Origin of the sequence: Fructilactobacillus florum DSM 22689 = JCM 16035 (assembly GCF_001436645.1) — a bacterium.
GTDB lineage: Bacteria > Bacillota > Bacilli > Lactobacillales > Lactobacillaceae > Fructilactobacillus > Fructilactobacillus florum.
In genome coordinates this window covers 14,147-31,099 of record NZ_AYZI01000003.1, presented here as the reverse complement: position 1 = coordinate 31,099, position 16,953 = coordinate 14,147, and the positions used below count along the sequence as shown (strand labels likewise).

Below are 16,953 nucleotides of genomic sequence, written 5' to 3'. Positions count from 1 at the left end.
GGTTGGAAAAGAGATACTTAATTTTAGACGATGGTACTTCGTTTTTAGGAGAAGGATTTGGGGATCTCTCGAATACAACGGGAGAATTAATCATTAATACTGATTTAAACGGTTATCAGGAGGCCATTACTGATCCGGTGTACCATAATCAGATTATTATGTTTACCCAACCGTCAATTGGAAATATTGGAACAAATCCGCAAAATTATGAATCAATCATCACTAGTGCGAAGGGAATCGTAGTAAATCAACGTGAAGATATTAATCAATCACCTCTGAAGGCACAAAATTTGAGTGAGTTTTTACGAGAACGACAGATTCCAGGAATTTGGAAAATTGACACTAGAGCTCTGCGACAATATGTACAAAGTCATCACGTGCAAAAGGCAAGTATTGTTAATACAAATGATGAACATGCTTTTGATCAACTAACGGCAGCAGTGCTTAGTAATCAGCAAATTCAAGCCGTTGCAACCCCCAAACCTTATCTGGTGCCTGGGAGTGGAATGACCATTGTTGTTATTGATTTAGGTCTGCGGGAATCGATTATTCGTCAATTAGCAAAACTAAACTGCAACATTATTGTGGTGCCGTGGGACACCGACTTTAAGGGAATTATTAGTTTGGCTCCAGAAGGCGTTGTGATTTCATCGGGACCGGGAGCACCAGAAGAAATCGATAATACGGTGTTAGAGACGATTATCAAGCTGCAACCATGCTTGCCGTTGTTTGGAATTGGTCTGGGGCACGAACTAATTGCGATTGCAAACGGCGCAACGGTTACGAAAATGGCAAGTGGGGTCCATGGTAATCACCATCCAATTCGACAAATTATCACCAATGACATTCTCTATGCGGATCAATCGCAAACATATCAAATTGAGCGCCAGTCGATTGATAATAATCGACTGATTATTACGTTCGTTGATCTAATTAATAATTCAATTCAAGGTTTGCGAAGCCGTGATTATCCAACTTTTTCGGTACAATTTTCACCAGAAGGAACCAGTGGCATTGATAGTGGTCTGGACTTATTTGCAGAATTTACCGAAAGTATCCTAGTTCGAAGGAGATTAAATAATAATGAATTCGGAATTTAAAAGGATTCTCATTCTAGGTGGCGGACCATCTAACATTGGTCATGAGGGTGAACAAGATGCGGCCGCTTATCAAGCCATTGCAGTTTGGGAGCAACTCGGTATTGATTGTTATGTCATTGATGACAACGCCTACTCGTTGCTACTAACGGAACTTCCGGCCAAACAACGAATTATTGCTAATCCAACGACTGAAAGTGTCACTAGGGTTTTAAAAGAACAGCGAATTGATGCAATTACCCCAATCTTTGGTCAAAAGAATGCTTTGAAAATTGTGCAACGCTTGGCAAGAAAGGGCGTACTTGCCGAATTAAATGTAAAGTTAGTTGGCTTACACAAAAACAATCTTGCTTTGTTTGGCACTGAAACTGCTAATCAGCATGCCAACACCGTGATTGCTGAACGATTAATCAACAATCAGATTCCGGTAGTTTCCTCAACTTTTGTTTCTAATTTTTCTGAATTACGAGCTACGCTCACCAAACTCAATTTTCCAATTACGATTAAAGCAGTTGATGCTCCTAAGAACCTGCAGCATCGCCACGTTTTTCAAAATATGGAAGAATTAAATAACAACGTTGAAGATCTCTTTCAGCAATCTCCAGTTCACCAATTAACCCTAGCGCAATCTGTTGGTGATTATCAAGAAGTTGGAATTGTGGCGGTGCGTGATCGCCACGGTAATAAGCTCATTGTGTCTTCCTTGGAGGATTTGAATCCCATCAAAGTTAATGCAACTGACTCTGTAATTTTTGTACCTGCGCAGACTTTGACCGCTAATCAAATTCAGCAATTGCGGGCGCTAACCTTTCGATTGTTAGATTGTTTAGGTATTGAAGGGGTTTGCCACATTCAGTTTGCGATTGAGCAAACAACGAAAACCCCTTATGTCTTTAAAGTAAATCCTTTTTTCAACAGTGCGACGGCTTTAGTAACGCATGCTAGTGGTTATCCCTTAGCAATGGTTGTTGCTAATATCTTGGCTGATCAGGATTTAGATGTAATGCAATTGCCGGCGACCTATCATCGACTAACGCCACTGTTACAACCTGTGTATGATCATATCACGGTTAAAATTCCAATTTGGTCATTTGACTATCTTACAATGGCAAATCCTGAATTAGGAGGGCGAGCTAAGGCAACTGGAGCAGCCATGGGCATTGGTTCGAACTTTGAAGCAGCTTTTATGCATGCTTTACGTAGTTCCCAGCCTAGTCCTAAAGACGTACTACCTAGCTATTCAGAATTAAGTGAAGATGAAATTATCCAACAATTATTGCACCCGACTGATAAACAACTGTTAATTCTATATGAAGCAATTAATCGGGGTTACTCATTGCCCGATTTGAGTGAGCTAACTAAGATTAATCCAGCACTTTTTGAGATTATGAAAAACATTTTGAATGTCATTCAATTTGTGCGTAAAAATCAACTACGTCCAGAAGCACTTGCCGAGGGAAATCGATATGGCTTTGGAAATGGAATGTTTTGTAATTTTTGGAACACTAGTAATGAATCAGTACAAAATCTACAAGAAGAATTACCTAGTCCCAAAACATATAAAATGATTGAACCCACGGCGGGAGAATTATCAGAAAGACTGCCAGCTTTTTACAGTACGTACGGTTTAAATTCAGAGGTTTCGCAATTAAGTAGTAATAGTGCGCTAATTATTGGAAAAGGTCGCAATCATTTAGGACCCAATACAGCCTCTGATACTTATACCGCAGAGATGTTAATTCAGCTCCGAAAATTAGGTATCAAAACGATTATTTTAAACAACAATCCCAACTCCGTATCGCTAATTTCAGAATTGAGTGATCGCCAGTACGTGGAACCGATTCAACTAGGAGAAATTCAGGCTATTATCGCAATTGAAAAACCCGCCTACGTATTTCTTCCCGGAAATCGCCACTATTTAATTCGAGCATTGCAGAAGATGAAGCATTCTTTCAAATTAATTATCATACCACCTGATCAGAATACTGGAGAATGGCAAGTTCCTGATGGCGAGGTGGACGTTGATTTGTTGGTAACTAAAGCTGACGTAGTCCCCATTGCCACGGTTGGATTTCGGTGCCGAACTGATTGTAATAAGCACGGCTTGGAAGAACAAACCGACTACTACGTTCCGGCGCAAACTCCAGAACTGGCTCAGTTGACTAACACAGCAGTTGCAGCAGTCCAAAAAACCAAGTTGACCGGTCTAATCCAAGTTGTTTTTCATAAAAATAGTGCTAATAATTATGAACTCAGTGGCATTACACCACTAAGAATTACGGAAACGATTTTTTTGAACCATGCTACAGGAGTTAATTGGATTAGATTATTAATGCAGATGTATACCAGTCATTTTGACATAAGCGATGTAAGTCAAATTATTAATAGTGATCAATTTAAACTGCATCCTTTAAAAATGCAGGTCGTTTTTCCGTTTCGTGAATTAGGAATCAGTAAAGATTTACAACGCCGTAATTTCGAAATTGGAGCTTGGTTAGCGGTTGATAATGAAACAGAAACATTTTAAAAAAAATACATCCAATAGTTATTAATAACTATTGGATGTATTTTTTAGGATCGTAATGCTGTAACTGCAGCAGGGGTGGGTGTGACAAAAATGGTTTTTTGGTCGGTATAGTGAACAAAACCAGGTTTCCCACCACGAGGCTTTTTAACGTGTTTGACTTGGGTAAAGTCGACAGGGACGTTAGCAGATGCACGTGCTTTAGAGAAATAAGCAGCTAGGGTAGCCGCTGCTTTTAAAGTTTCTGGGTTGGGGTTAGCCGACTTGATAATGACATGGGAGCCATGAATTTGTTGGGCATGTAACCAATAATCACGTTTGTCGGCGGTTTTTAGAGTTAGTTGATCATTTTGGAAGTTGTTTTTCCCAACTAAAATGAGCGTTCCATCCGGAGCCATGAATTTTTCTGGCTGACTAATTTTAGTTCGAGCGCGGGAATGTTTTTGCTTGGAATGAAGATAGCCAGCGTTTGTCAATTCAGTTTTAATGTCAACCAAATCTGTGGGAGTTGCAAGTTCTAACTGACTCGTGAGGTTTTCAAAGTAATCAATTTCAGTTTTGGTATTTTCAATCTGGGTAGTAACGTATTGAAGTGAGTTTTTCTTTTTTTGATACTGCTTAAAATAGTGTTGCGCATTACCATTTGCTGATCGATCTGGTTGCAAACTAATCGTTAATAGTTGATTTTCATCATAAAAATTGGGGAGCCTAACGCTAGTGGCTCCAGCGGGAACCTTATTTAAATAGGTCATCAACAATTCACCACAAATTCGATCATCATTTGCGGTTTGAGCCTGTTCACGTGTTTTCTTGAGTTTTTTAAGTTTTCGCCGATTTTTTTTAAGTTCTGTCCGCGTGACTTGGAATAAACTGGATCCTAACTCACGCACGCGTTCACGCTCAGCTTGTTTTTGATAAAAATTATCCAACAAGGAACTTAACGTGTCGTAACTTGTCACTACCTGATTATCAGGTGATGGAAAAGCCGCATAGTCTAATCGATCACTGCTTGTTTTTATGATAACTGGTTTTGGATTATCAAAATTTGCAAAGAAATTAGTAACCGCAGTGTTAACTTCTAAATTTGGATTGTGGATAGTTTCCGCTAGACTAAGCGCCGTTTCATAGCTAAGTCCTTGGAGATTTGTCTGTAATTGTTCAGCTAAGACATTTACCGCTGGGAAATTATGCACTAGTTTACGAATTAGTTCTAGATTAGTCATGGTGAACGGATTAATCCGATCCTGCTGGGGCGGATTGAGATATTTCACCCCTGGTAACAATGTTCGATAACGATTTTTATCAGCACCAATTCGCTTAACAGCGTCAATAATATTACGGTTATGTGCTTCAACTAAAATGATATTGCTATGACGCGCCATGATTTCAAGTACTAGTACCAGCTGGGTCTCATCCCCAATTTCATTACGAGTGGTGACATGAAAATGAACGACTCGATCATTTTCAACTTGATGCATTTCTTTTAGAAAACTGCCTTGCAAGTGTTTTCTTAGAGTCATAGTGAAATTACTAGGAACTGGGGGATTGGTGAAAGATTGATTGGTCAGTTGTAGTCTTGCAAAATTTGGGTTAGCTGAAAGGAGTACCTGGTAATTAGTGTGGTTAGCACGAATAATGAGCATTACCTCGTTGGGATACGGTTCACTAATTTTAGTAACCCGGCCACCAGTTAACTGCGGTGTTAACTGGTGAACCATGGCATGGGTAAAAGAACCATCAAATGTCATAAAGGAACCTCCGTTTAATTTCTCATAATTTTAGTATAACTGATTATGATTAAAACTGGTATAATATGTTAAGTTTACGTGATTTTGTAACAGGCAATTAATGTTATAATTATGCTTGGAGGCTGGACTGATGAAAAGTAGTTTAAAGGTGTTACAAAACGTAAGCAAACGATACCAACAACATTTATTATCGATTACTAAAACCGGTCAACTGACTGTTTCTGAGTGGTCATTGTTATTGGCAATTAGTGACGGCATTAATACGCAGGAAAAACTTGCTCAGACAACTACTCTTGACACTTCAACACTTTCACGCCAATTAAAACGCTTGTTAGAAAAGGGTGTAATTCACAAACAATCAGTTGGTAAAGATAAACGCCAATTAATTTATTCTGTAGCTGATCAGGGGACCGATGCTTGTCAGATAATTTCGCAAAATTACGATAAATTTGAGCGAAAACTTTTTGATCAATGGAGTACCGAAGAACAAAATTTATTAAAAATATTATTAAATCGTCTAGAAAATAGTTTAAAGAATACGTAGTAATCAAAGAAAGGAAAAATTTTGAAAACAGCAATTGTTACTGATAGTTCTACTTACCTGCCGATGAAAGAAATTAAAAAGCATAACATTAAAGTAATTCCCATCCAAATTATCTTTTCGGACGAAAGTTTTGAAGAGGGCGTTAATTTAACCAATAAACAATTTTATGAAAAACTAGAAGCAAGCACCACCTTACCATCAACTTCTCAGCCTCCAATTGGAGAATTAATTAATTTGTATAATCGGCTCGCTGAAGAAGGCTATGATAACGTTATTAGTATTCATCTAGCAGCAACGATTTCTGGTTTGTATCAACAAGTGGTTCAAATTTCCAACATGGTTTCAGATATTCGTGTCATTCCGTTTGATTCCCAGATTACCGTGGCACTAATGGGAGAACTAGTACGTTATGCAGCTACCTTAGCCGAGCGAAATATTGATCCTGACACAATCATCGCTAAGCTTACTAATCTTCGTTCAACAATCGATGAATTGTTTGTGGTAGATGATCTTAAAAACCTTGTTAAGGGCGGGCGTCTTTCAAATTCATCTGCATTTATCGGGGGATTATTAAACATTAAGCCCTTATTAACCTTTGATAAAACTAGCGATCAAATCATTGCCTTTGATAAAGTTCGAACAATGAAACGAGCAAATAAACGAGTACTTGAATTATTTCAAGCTAAGATTGAGCACTGTGATTATCCGCTTAAAGCATTCATTATGGATGCTAACGATCCCAAAGCTAATAAAGAATGGGTAAAAAATTTCAAAAGAATTGCGCCAAATCAAACGGTTGTACAAAGTTACCTCGGTCCAACGATTGGGACACATTTAGGTGAAAGAGCAATGGCGTTAGGTTGGATGCAAGATATTGATCAAATACATGACTAGTTGAGCTGAAATTGATTGTAACCAAAACAGCAATGATCGTCGCGAGATGTCAGCTGGTGATCTATAACAGTCACCAAGCAATATAAGGTACCAAGGTTTTGTTATACTAACTTTTAATAGCTTAACAACGATTGGCGGTAGGGAGACAGATGGACAAGTATTGTTATTCGAAAGTCATCTCTCGATGATTTAAATGACCTAATCAGTATTAGTCGTAAAACTTTTACAGAAACTTTTTCCGGTGCCAACACGGAAGATGATTTGAATGAGTATCTAGAAAATGCATGTTCTCAAAAAAAGCTATCCAAAGAACTAAACCAAGTAAATTCAACATTTTATTTATGTTTAGTTCATAATAAGCTTGTTGGTTATTTAAAGTTGAACACAGGTGAAAATCAAAGCGAAGCGCAGGGCGACAGCTCATTAGAAATTGAGCGTATCTACTTCCTACAGCATTGCTCTATGTGGCCCTAAAGGACACCATGGGTATGGAGCTTAACATTTTTATATCTTTGCTAATACATTAAACTGGAGATTAATCTATGAAAAAATCATGGAAAATTGTGTCAATAATTGAATTATTAATATTTATAACACTTTCAATTTTTATATTTATTAGAAGCACTGATGGTTCTGGAACAATTCAAACACAAGAAATAAAATTAATTAATTGGTGTATTTTAGATATTCCATTTGCATTTTTATTTATAGTACAATTTATATGGTTTATATTACTAAAGAAAACTAAAAAATAATATAAATAATTACAACTACTGAGAAAATAACAATTAATGAAATTCGTAATAGTATGATTGATTCTTATATAAAATTAATAGAAAAAGCCGAAAGAGATATTGAATCTGGAAAAATTAATTAGAGGATAAATCAAAAGAAGAATATACAAAAATAATTAAAAGCTTTGAAGAACATAAAAATAAATTTTACTTTACATAATATGTATTATACGAAGTTGTAATACGACGACATTTATCAAGGTCTAATGTATAAGTTTACCATTCGCATTAGTTTTACGTAATGTTTTTATCTCTTAGTTCCATTTTTAAAACTCATATATTTTCAGCTTGTTTCAATTTATTTTCCAAAAATCTAATAATGGATCCGTAATAAATAATTCCATAGTCATATGTAAACTTATGATTATCATTCATTCCGTTGTTCTTCCATTTTTCCAAATTATCTTCTAACAATCTAAGATTTTCTTTTTTTATTCGTATTTCATTTTTAATTAGATTAATAAATTCACTTTTTGAAAATTGATTTCCAAAATATATTTTAATTAAAAAATCAGATTTAAATTCATCGTCTTGTAATGGTTTATATAGTGATTTATTAAATTCTTTTTCGCCTAAAGATAGTATTGAAAAAACATTTTTATTTGGCTTATCATCTTGACTTACCTTTTCCTTTTTTACAAAACCTGAGTTTTCTAATTTTTTTAGAGTTGGATAAATCATTCCGTAACTTCCTACATAAAAATGGTTTAACTGATCTTGTAAAATTTCATTTATTTCATATCCTGTTAATGGACCTCTTGTTTTGAGAAGTCCTAATATAATATCTTTTCCTTTCAAAACTAATGTACACCTATTTTCCTAACATCATAAATAATTAACGATCTAGCTTGATAATATTTTTATTAATTTAAAATTTACCCTATACAACGTCTATTATAGACAACTTCTATTTTATCAGTATTAAGACTAAAATTATAAAGAAAAATAGAATTAATCCCGCAAGTAAGCCCAATACCAAATATTTTTGCCACAACTTCCTTAAGTGACCCTATTATTTTTTTATTTATATTCCAAATGGTAATCCAATGTTACTATATTCATCCGGTTTTAAAATAATCTATCTTTGAAATACCTGAATTATAATTTAATACCTTCTTATTTATTTCATCAAAATTTTCACCTAATGAAGATGTAGTTGAAAATTTTGTGATAACAACTGTCATTTACCTAATCCTTTCTTTTTTTATCAAATAGAGTAATCGATAAAATTGATAGCAACATAAATGGGAGAGCGTCTTTATACAACTTTTTAAATGCAAAAATATAATTTTTCTTAGTTTCAGACTTTATATTACGCAAACTTAAAGTTAATTGATTATCAATTACACTAATTCCTGTGTTCACTTTTTTTGTATCATTAGAATTACGATTTTTTATTGCTTTATCTGTATCATTTATAATTTTATCTTTCATAAAACCGGGCAAATTTATTTTTGAAATAGTATTATTTGCATAATTCATTGATTTGTTTTGAGCTTGGCCTAAATTACCATATAAGCATGTAACAAAAATTGCTACGGCTAGTACAGCACCGACTTGTCTTAACACTCCAGCAACACTTTGAGATGAATTCAGCAAATTACCTTTAAAATCAGATGCTGCAATAATAGTTATAGGACCTGTAATTAAACCGTATCCTGCACCAATAAGAAAACCAAATAAAATTGCTAATTTAAATGAATCTAATCCTTTAGTTGAAAATCCATAATATCCAATAATCATTAAAATAAAACCAATACTAATTAAAAATTTTGCTCCTGTTTTTTTTAATGCAAAACCCGATAATGGAGCCATGATAAATATCATCAGAGTAATTGGTACTAACATTAATGATGCTTTTAAAGCATTATAATTTTTTACAGTTGAATAATATGTTGGCAAAATAACAGTTACAGCAACTAAAAATAAATTACTTATAACAATAACTATTGATGCCCCTATGAATTGATGATTTTTAAATAATTCCATTGGAATCATAGGCGTATTTATCTTTGTTTCAGTATATATAAACAAAATAAATGCTAATAAGAAAGTAGAAAAAGTAATGATGGTCTGATGTGAATCCCAACCCCAGTTTCGTCCTTTAAGCAATCCTAGAGTCAATGATACTAGAAATAGTATACTTAAAAATGATCCAATAAAATCAAAGGATCCCTTAGTTTTATTTTCATCATCAAAGTTAAATAAAATAAAACCAAATAAAATCATAATAAGAATTATTGGTACATTAATAAAGAAGATCCATCTCCAAGAAAAGTAATTTGTAATTATACCTCCAATAATTGGACCCAAAGCTGCTGCAAGACCTTGCGTTACACCAAGACTTGCGATTACAGCTGTACGATCTCCATTTCCTACGAGTTTAATGCCTAAGGTCATTGATAGTGGGAACACTATGGCTGCGCCGATACTTTGAATGGCTCTACTGCCTACTAATAAGTTTGTATCACCAGAAATTCCAGAAAATAAGGAGCCTAATCCGAATAAAATTAAACCAATTATATAACATTTATATTCACCAATTCTCTCAGAAATTCTGGTTAAAGGAATAGTTAATGCAGCAAATAAAATTGTATAAATATTTAATGCCCAAGAAAGAGTATTTAAACTTGCATTAAAATCTGTTGCTATTGATGGTAAAGCAACATTCATAACAGTTGTATCTAACATACATATGAAAATTCCAAACATGAATATTATATGTTTTAAAATTCTTTGATTCATAAAATACTCCTAACAATATTATTTTAAATTATATTAACATAATTAATATGAATTTAAACCATATTAAAAATAAAAATATTATTTGAACGAAAAATCTAACAAAAAAGTTCGCTAATATATCCAATTTTATAGGTTATAAACTTATACAAACCAATCAACATGCATCATTATTAGAAATGATTTTCAATATAAAAAAGTACATTACATATTTTTTGTTATGTAACTATATATCATTTTTAATTATACTAATTGCCTAATTTTTTATTTATTTTGTAGATGAGTCCTGCTAATTCTTAGCTCCTAATAAATAAATCAATTATTTTGCACATTCTTCTTCTGTTGATAGACTCTTAATTTATTTAATGTGTTTTCGTTTAATGAAATGTTTAAACTCATTACATGAATATATATTATCTAGTTTAAATCCAGCAAAGTTTCGATATTTATACGTTTGTTATTCTACGTTTGTTATTCTAGGATAAATAAAAAAAGAGCTATCGATTGATAGCTCCCTTACTAGTTATATAATTTTTAAGCAAATGCGAAACAATGTTAACATATTATATTGAATATTTTATTTTAAACTATTTATTAATTATTCAAAAATTTAAATGTTTTTTACATCAATGTCTTCAATTGTTGGGTAATCAATATAACCTTCAGTTGGCATGGCTAAATTACCAACATTTCCTCCACCATACAAGGTATTATAATTTAATTTATTTAATTCTTTATTGTTTTGTAATCTATATACTAAATCAGGATTTGAAATTGCCCAGTGACCCACTGCAATTAGATCAGCCTTTTTAGATTCTAATGGTTCAGTTAATTCATCTAATGGGCGATTTGCTTTATTTAAAATAATGGTTCCTTTATAAGTATCAACAATATCATTAATAACTTCATTTTCAAATCCATAATCGAGCACATGAAGATAGGCAAGATTAAAATTATTAAGCTTATTTACAAGATAATGATAAAATTCTTTTATTTGTTTCCCCTCATCAATTGATAAATCTTTAGGTCCGTGGGGAGATATTCTAAATCCAACTCTTTGTGAACCGATTTCATCGCAAGTTTTTTTAACAACTTCTAATGATAACCTAGCACGATTTTCTATATTTCCTCCATATTCATCAGTTCGAACATTAGAATTTACACCCATAAACTGATGAAGTAAATATCCATTTGCCCCATGGACTTCAACACCATCAGCTCCGGCTAAAATAGACATTTTTGCTGAATGTGAAAAATCATTAATTACAGTGTTAATATCAGAAATTGTCATCGGAATTGGGATCGGATACGGTTTACGACCTTCAACCGTATGGGCAGTTGAATTTTCTGGAGCAATTGCAGATGGAGCTAAACCAATATGATTATCAATTGTATTAGCTGGATGAACCATTCTACCATTATGAATCAATTGCATAAACATATGTCCACCTAATGAATGAACCGCTTGAATAACTGGTTTCCAAGAATTCATTTGTTTTTCTGAATATATTCCAGGAGCATTTAAAAATCCCTGTCCACTTAAAGATACATGAGTAGCTTCAGATATAATTAAACCCATTGTTGCACGTTGTGCGTAATAAATCGATGCAAAATCACCAACAGTTCCATCTGCATTACCTCTACTTCGTGTCAATGGAGCCATTACCAATCTATTGGAAAGGATTGTTTTTTTCAGTCTAAATGGTTCCCATAATTTATTATCTATCATAAAAAACTCCTTCACTTAATTTTTATCAGTGACTTTATTGTGTCATAGTGTAAATATTTATGAAATAAAACAGCTTACTTTTTGTTATAAATTCGATAAAACTTTTAGAATAATAAAAAAGACTAACCATATAGATTAGTCCAACTACATAAAATCCCTGTTAATTATAATGATGAAACAACATACTTACAATATTTAATTTATCAACTTAAAACATTTGTTAAAATGCTTATTCTATACCTTTGGTAGATGAAATCATATCAAGTTTTTTCAATCTACTTCCTATCATTACCACGGTTGAAAGTGATGCTGCAATAACAATTAAAGATGATAATATCAAACTAGCTTTAGTAAGAAATGGATAGTAAATGATTTGACTAGTATTAAATGTGGTTACATATCTTGATAAGAACCAATAACCAAATGGAATACCTACAATCCAACCAATTGCAGTAATAGTAAGATTTTCAATAATTGTTAAATTACGAATTTGATTTCGCGAAAATCCCAAAATTTCTAAAGTTGCATAGCTTCTTGAACGTTCGGTAAAACTTAATGAACCTAAGTTATACAAAATAACAATTGTAAGTAAAATTCCAAATACTTGAACCATTAAGAAAATACTACTCAAATTATTAACCATTGCTTTGGCATTATTTTTTTGTTCCTTTAAACTAACGATTTGATTAACTGCTGAATTGTCTTTAACTGATGCATCAATTTTATTATGGATTGTTAAAACGGAAGTTGGAGTAAATTTCATTCCTTCATTGTTCCAAGTTTGCCTAGTCATATATATTCCTTGAGGTGCATTTGATTTGATAATTCCTTTAACTTTAAGGTTTAATTTTCTATCACTCAAAGATGGGCTAAGCGTAACAATACTATTCTTTTTAACTTTAGTAGCCTTAGCAATTCCTTCATCTAAATATACTCCGCCATCTTTTATCTTTTCATTGTTTGTAGTTTTCACATTAACTTTGGAGCCTGAATCTAAAATAGTCAATGGTCGATCAAATTGACCTTTTGGTTGTAAACTAGTATATACAACTTCAATTTTTTCCCCATTTGTTTTTTTAACAATACGATTAATTTCAGACTGACTAGCATCATGAGTTAAATTAATTTTCTTAGCATAACTATATTCATGACCATAGGTTTGATTAACTTGATTATCCATGGAATTCTTAGTTCCAAAGCCGGTCATAACGAGTGCTAATCCACCCACTACTCCAATTAATCCCATTAACATTTGAATTTTATTGCCAAGGTTATCTCTAATTGACCATCGATTTCCAAATGGAATTTTATTCCATAAATTAGGAAGTCTTTCTAAAGATACTCGCTTACTAATCTTAGCAATACTACCTTTGCGAAATGCTTGTGCTGGAGTCAAACCCTGATTAACTTGTGCTGCAAATAAAGCTGAAATAGTACAAATTAAGATAACTGAAAATGCTACATATAAAGGAACTTTAGTATATGAAATTTGCCAAGATGGAAGTGAAAACATTGGTTTTTGCGACTCCATAACAAAGTTTGATAATACTGGTGCTACTAATAATCCAGCAACTGCACCAATTCCACCAACAATTGCTCCATACATTGAATAGTAAAGTGACAAAGTAGTATTAGAATAACCTAATGATTGTAATGTTGCCATATCCTTTTGTTGTTGATCAATAATCTTACGAATTGTGGTATACATTGCTAATACTGCTAATAAAATAAATATAATTGAAAATAGAATTGATAGATTTCTAATTTGACCAACTCGATCTACAGCGGTTGAAATGCCAATGTTAGATTTTTGAGTTTGTAAAGCAATGTATTTATTACCAATAATTTTTCTGATTTGGCTTTCAATTTTAGTATTGTCACTATCCTTTAAATCAATCATATTATTTATCATGGGGACTTTAAATTGGTCTGCTAAAGTTTTTTCACTGACAAATCCATAACCATAATTTTGTTCCTGAGGTGAAATAAAATCATTAGATCCGGTGTAATACATTTTATCCGGTGAATTAACCATTCCAACAATTTTTAATTTAACCAATTGATTATTAAATTTTACAGTAATGTTATTCCCTTTTTTCAAACCATTCTTATTAGCAAACTTTTGATTCAAATATATTCCTTCATGATTTACATCAATCTTATGTCCATTAGTTTGCATGGTTTTTGAAAGTTGTTGCGTACCTGGTGTATCGATTGTTAAGTATCTTTTACTCCCATTCAAGTTCGTAGTGGTATTAATCTCGGTTTTTGCGGATACCTTAGAAACATCAGGCAATTTACGAATTTGATTTAATTCATTTTCACTAATTCCAGTTGATTGTAACGTTGCTGTTGCTAACTGGGTTTGAACAGAATATTGATTAATATTTTGTTTCATTCCGTTCCAAGTACCTTCAAGTCCGGTATAGAATAAAATACTTAGAAAAGCCATCAAAAAAACAGAGAAAAATTGAGTCCAATTTTTAAAAACTGTTCGAATTAATTTTTTAAATAAAAAGTTCATCCCCAATCAACCTCCTCAACTTCAAGTGGACTTGGATTATTAATAATTTTGTCTAAATGACCATCTTTAATGTGAATTACACGATCTGCAATTGGAGCAACTAATGGATTATGAGTAACAATCACTACGGCCGTATCTTGATTTTTACTACTTTTCAAAATTTTGAATACTCTTTGGGAAGTTTCAGTATCAAGTGCCCCAGTAGGTTCATCACAAAGTAATACTTTTGGACTCTTAGCCAAAGCGCGAGCAATCGATACTCGTTGCATTTCTCCACCAGATAATTGATCAGGAAAATTGTTTTTACGTTTTGAAAGTCCAACTTTATCCAGATATTTTTCAGTCATTTTTTGATATTTATTACCCTTTAGTTGAGCCGAAATAGCAACATTTTCAGAAACGGTAAGGTTTGAAATTAAGTTATAAAATTGAAAAACAAAGCCAACGATATCTCTACGATAATTGGTTAATTGACCATCAGATTCTGTATTAATTAAATTTCCATTATATGAAACTGTTCCACTTGTTGGACGATCCATTCCACCTAAAATATTTAAAGTTGTACTTTTTCCAGAACCGCTTGGTCCTAAAATAACTGTTACTTTATTGGGTTCAATATCAAAACTCACATCATTTAAAGCATGAGTTACTTCTGAACCATTTTGATAAATTTTACTTACATTTTTCAAACTAAGCATATGTATCTTCCTCCATTTAATTAGAAACGTGATATTATTTTAATTTTTTCAGATATCGTTGGCTTTTGGTATTGATCAATTATTTTTTGAGATACCATCTCTCTACTTTTTTTAATTTTTTTATTGGCTTCAATTAATGCTTGTTTAGTAGCTACAACTTGAGGAAGATTTAATAATATAATTATTTTATTAATTCTTTCTTCTTGTGTACCACTTATAACATGCATGGGTATATTCATTCTTTTATATGCTATATAAATCTCTTTATCAGATAATCTTCTATATCTTTCAGAAACTGGTCTATGTCCATCGGGATGCATTTTAAATTCAATAGGCAAATGAATTATTTCTGTATACATATTTTTTGCATACTGATTAACAACAGTTCCATAGCCATTTAAGTATTTTTTCATGAATCTATTTGCATTGATACCAAGAATAAATTTGATAGCTTGTTGATACAATGGCGATCCTGGATTAATACCAATTTTTGTTCTTACAGTACCGTAAATCCATTCATTTAGAACAGATCCATCTGATATAAAATCACTATTTTTTGTAATTAAATTTTCCTCAGCTTTTATACGCTCTTTAAATCTATATAATCCTAATGCAATTAATTCTTTCATATTCATATCTTGAAATCTCAATCCAGGATATAAAGATGTAAGAATTTCCCGTGCAGATAGTGCATTAATCATAGGAATACCAGTAGCTATTGATAATGCGGTTGTAGTCGTTGTTTTTCCAGTTGAATAAGTTCCAGAAATAACAATATGTCTTTTATACATTAGTAATTCTCCTTACTTTTAACGCTGTTTTTGCTCTTACATCAACTAAACTTAATTCATCATCTCCAACCATCTCAAAAGTATGCCAAATTCCATCAGTTTTTTTTATCTTTCTATTTTTAACAATTTTTACTTTCAATTTATCATTATGATTAGATTTAAGTGATTTTGTTTTATTTAAATGCAAATGTAATTTTCTAACCCAAAAGTTTTCAGACTCTTCTCTGGAAACATTAGCAACATTGAAAGCTAAAACTTCACCTAATTGAGCAAAAACAATTATCCATGAAACTAGATAAACCGAAATATTAATATTAGATTCAGGTTCATAGTTACAAATTAAAGAATTGTTTTTTTTAAAACTAATTTCATTAATTTTATTATTTATATTCTTATATTTATAAAAAGTATTTTTACAGTTTTCAAAACATTTTTCAAATTCACTCTTAATTCTCATATTTCCAATAAGACCGCTAAGTAAATATTTATCTTCCTTTATTTCAAGAATAAAATTAGCGCTTATTTCTTCAATATTTTCAATTGGACTTGTTCCAGTTTTAATATCAAAATCAGTTAACACATAATTTTCGTAATTGTTTCCTATTTTAGATAAAATACGATTAAATACTTTTTGAGTAATAACTATGGAATCAATGCTACTAACGTGTTGAATCTGTGAAATTTTATTTTTTATTGACCAGTTAATGTACTTAGAAATACTAATATTTGCTAACCAGTGAATTCCATCTTTAGAATCAATTAACTTTACATCATGAAATATTTTCTTGTAACCATTTCCAAAATATCTATTTTTGAAATTTCCTAATAAAGCGTCAATTGAATAATTATCCATCTTTTCTCCTTTTGT

13 protein-coding genes are annotated in these 16,953 nt (G+C 32.2%); 5 read left to right on the top strand and 8 right to left on the bottom strand.

What is annotated here, in order from left to right; translation table 11 throughout:
* The first annotated feature begins 2 nt into the window (after positions 1–2).
* Both FC87_RS02010 and FC87_RS02005 read left to right on the top strand, forming a co-directional pair.
* On the top strand, positions 3–1,100 hold the full coding sequence (locus tag FC87_RS02010; protein WP_054689685.1) for a carbamoyl phosphate synthase small subunit: 1,098 nt from the start codon (positions 3–5) through the stop codon (positions 1,098–1,100).
* Positions 1,084–3,624, top strand: a complete 2,541-nt coding sequence (locus tag FC87_RS02005) for a carbamoyl phosphate synthase preATP-grasp domain-containing protein (RefSeq protein ID WP_056961451.1) — start codon at positions 1,084–1,086, stop codon at positions 3,622–3,624. The genes FC87_RS02010 and FC87_RS02005 overlap by 17 nt, the downstream gene beginning before the upstream one ends.
* Positions 3,625–3,668: 44 nt before the next feature.
* On the opposite strand, the gene FC87_RS02000 is transcribed toward FC87_RS02005, so the two are convergent.
* Positions 3,669–5,369: an Rqc2 family fibronectin-binding protein gene (locus FC87_RS02000; RefSeq protein WP_056961449.1), complete on the bottom strand. Its 1,701-nt coding sequence runs from the start codon at positions 5,367–5,369 to the stop codon at positions 3,669–3,671.
* A gap of 130 nt (positions 5,370–5,499) precedes the next feature.
* Between FC87_RS02000 and FC87_RS01995 the strand changes: the two genes are divergently transcribed.
* The 3 genes from FC87_RS01995 to FC87_RS01985 all read left to right on the top strand — a co-directional run bounded on the left by FC87_RS01995 (position 5,500) and on the right by FC87_RS01985 (position 7,562).
* Positions 5,500–5,913, top strand: coding sequence for a MarR family winged helix-turn-helix transcriptional regulator (locus FC87_RS01995; protein ID WP_054689688.1), 414 nt, complete (start codon positions 5,500–5,502; stop codon positions 5,911–5,913).
* A 21-nt stretch (positions 5,914–5,934) separates the two neighbouring features.
* Positions 5,935–6,807 (top strand): DegV family protein, encoded by an 873-nt coding sequence (locus FC87_RS01990; RefSeq protein WP_056961448.1) that lies wholly within the window; start codon positions 5,935–5,937, stop codon positions 6,805–6,807.
* A 542-nt stretch (positions 6,808–7,349) separates the two neighbouring features.
* Positions 7,350–7,562, top strand: a complete 213-nt coding sequence (locus tag FC87_RS01985) for a DUF3923 family protein (RefSeq protein ID WP_056961446.1) — start codon at positions 7,350–7,352, stop codon at positions 7,560–7,562.
* Positions 7,563–7,874: 312 nt separating this feature from the next.
* Here FC87_RS01985 and FC87_RS01980 read toward each other — a convergent pair whose 3' ends face one another.
* From FC87_RS01980 to FC87_RS01950, 7 genes are all read right to left on the bottom strand, one after another.
* Positions 7,875–8,399 (bottom strand): PadR family transcriptional regulator, encoded by a 525-nt coding sequence (locus FC87_RS01980; protein ID WP_035421679.1) that lies wholly within the window; start codon positions 8,397–8,399, stop codon positions 7,875–7,877.
* 390 nt (positions 8,400–8,789) lie between these two features.
* A complete protein-coding gene (locus FC87_RS01975) occupies positions 8,790–10,346 on the bottom strand; it encodes an MFS transporter (protein ID WP_009166297.1) in 1,557 nt (518 codons plus the stop codon).
* Positions 10,347–10,953: 607 nt separating this feature from the next.
* Entirely contained in the window at positions 10,954–12,072 is a 1,119-nt protein-coding gene (locus FC87_RS01970) for an alkene reductase (RefSeq protein ID WP_035422003.1), read from the bottom strand.
* Positions 12,073–12,301: 229 nt separating this feature from the next.
* Positions 12,302–14,596 carry an ABC transporter permease gene (locus tag FC87_RS01965; RefSeq protein ID WP_009166295.1) on the bottom strand — a complete coding sequence of 765 codons (2,295 nt, stop codon included), beginning with the start codon at positions 14,594–14,596 and terminating at the stop codon, positions 12,302–12,304.
* Positions 14,593–15,294 (bottom strand): ABC transporter ATP-binding protein, encoded by a 702-nt coding sequence (locus FC87_RS01960; protein WP_056961443.1) that lies wholly within the window; start codon positions 15,292–15,294, stop codon positions 14,593–14,595. The genes FC87_RS01965 and FC87_RS01960 overlap by 4 nt, the downstream gene beginning before the upstream one ends.
* A gap of 20 nt (positions 15,295–15,314) precedes the next feature.
* The gene (locus FC87_RS01955) at positions 15,315–16,085 is read right to left on the bottom strand and encodes an AAA family ATPase (RefSeq protein ID WP_056961441.1); all 771 of its coding nucleotides are present in this window, start codon (positions 16,083–16,085) and stop codon (positions 15,315–15,317) included.
* Complete coding sequence (locus FC87_RS01950; RefSeq protein ID WP_056961440.1) at positions 16,078–16,938, bottom strand: AvrD family protein; 861 nt, start codon at positions 16,936–16,938, stop codon at positions 16,078–16,080. Before FC87_RS01950 ends, FC87_RS01955 begins: the two co-directional genes overlap by 8 nt.
* Positions 16,939–16,953: the final 15 nt, after the last annotated feature.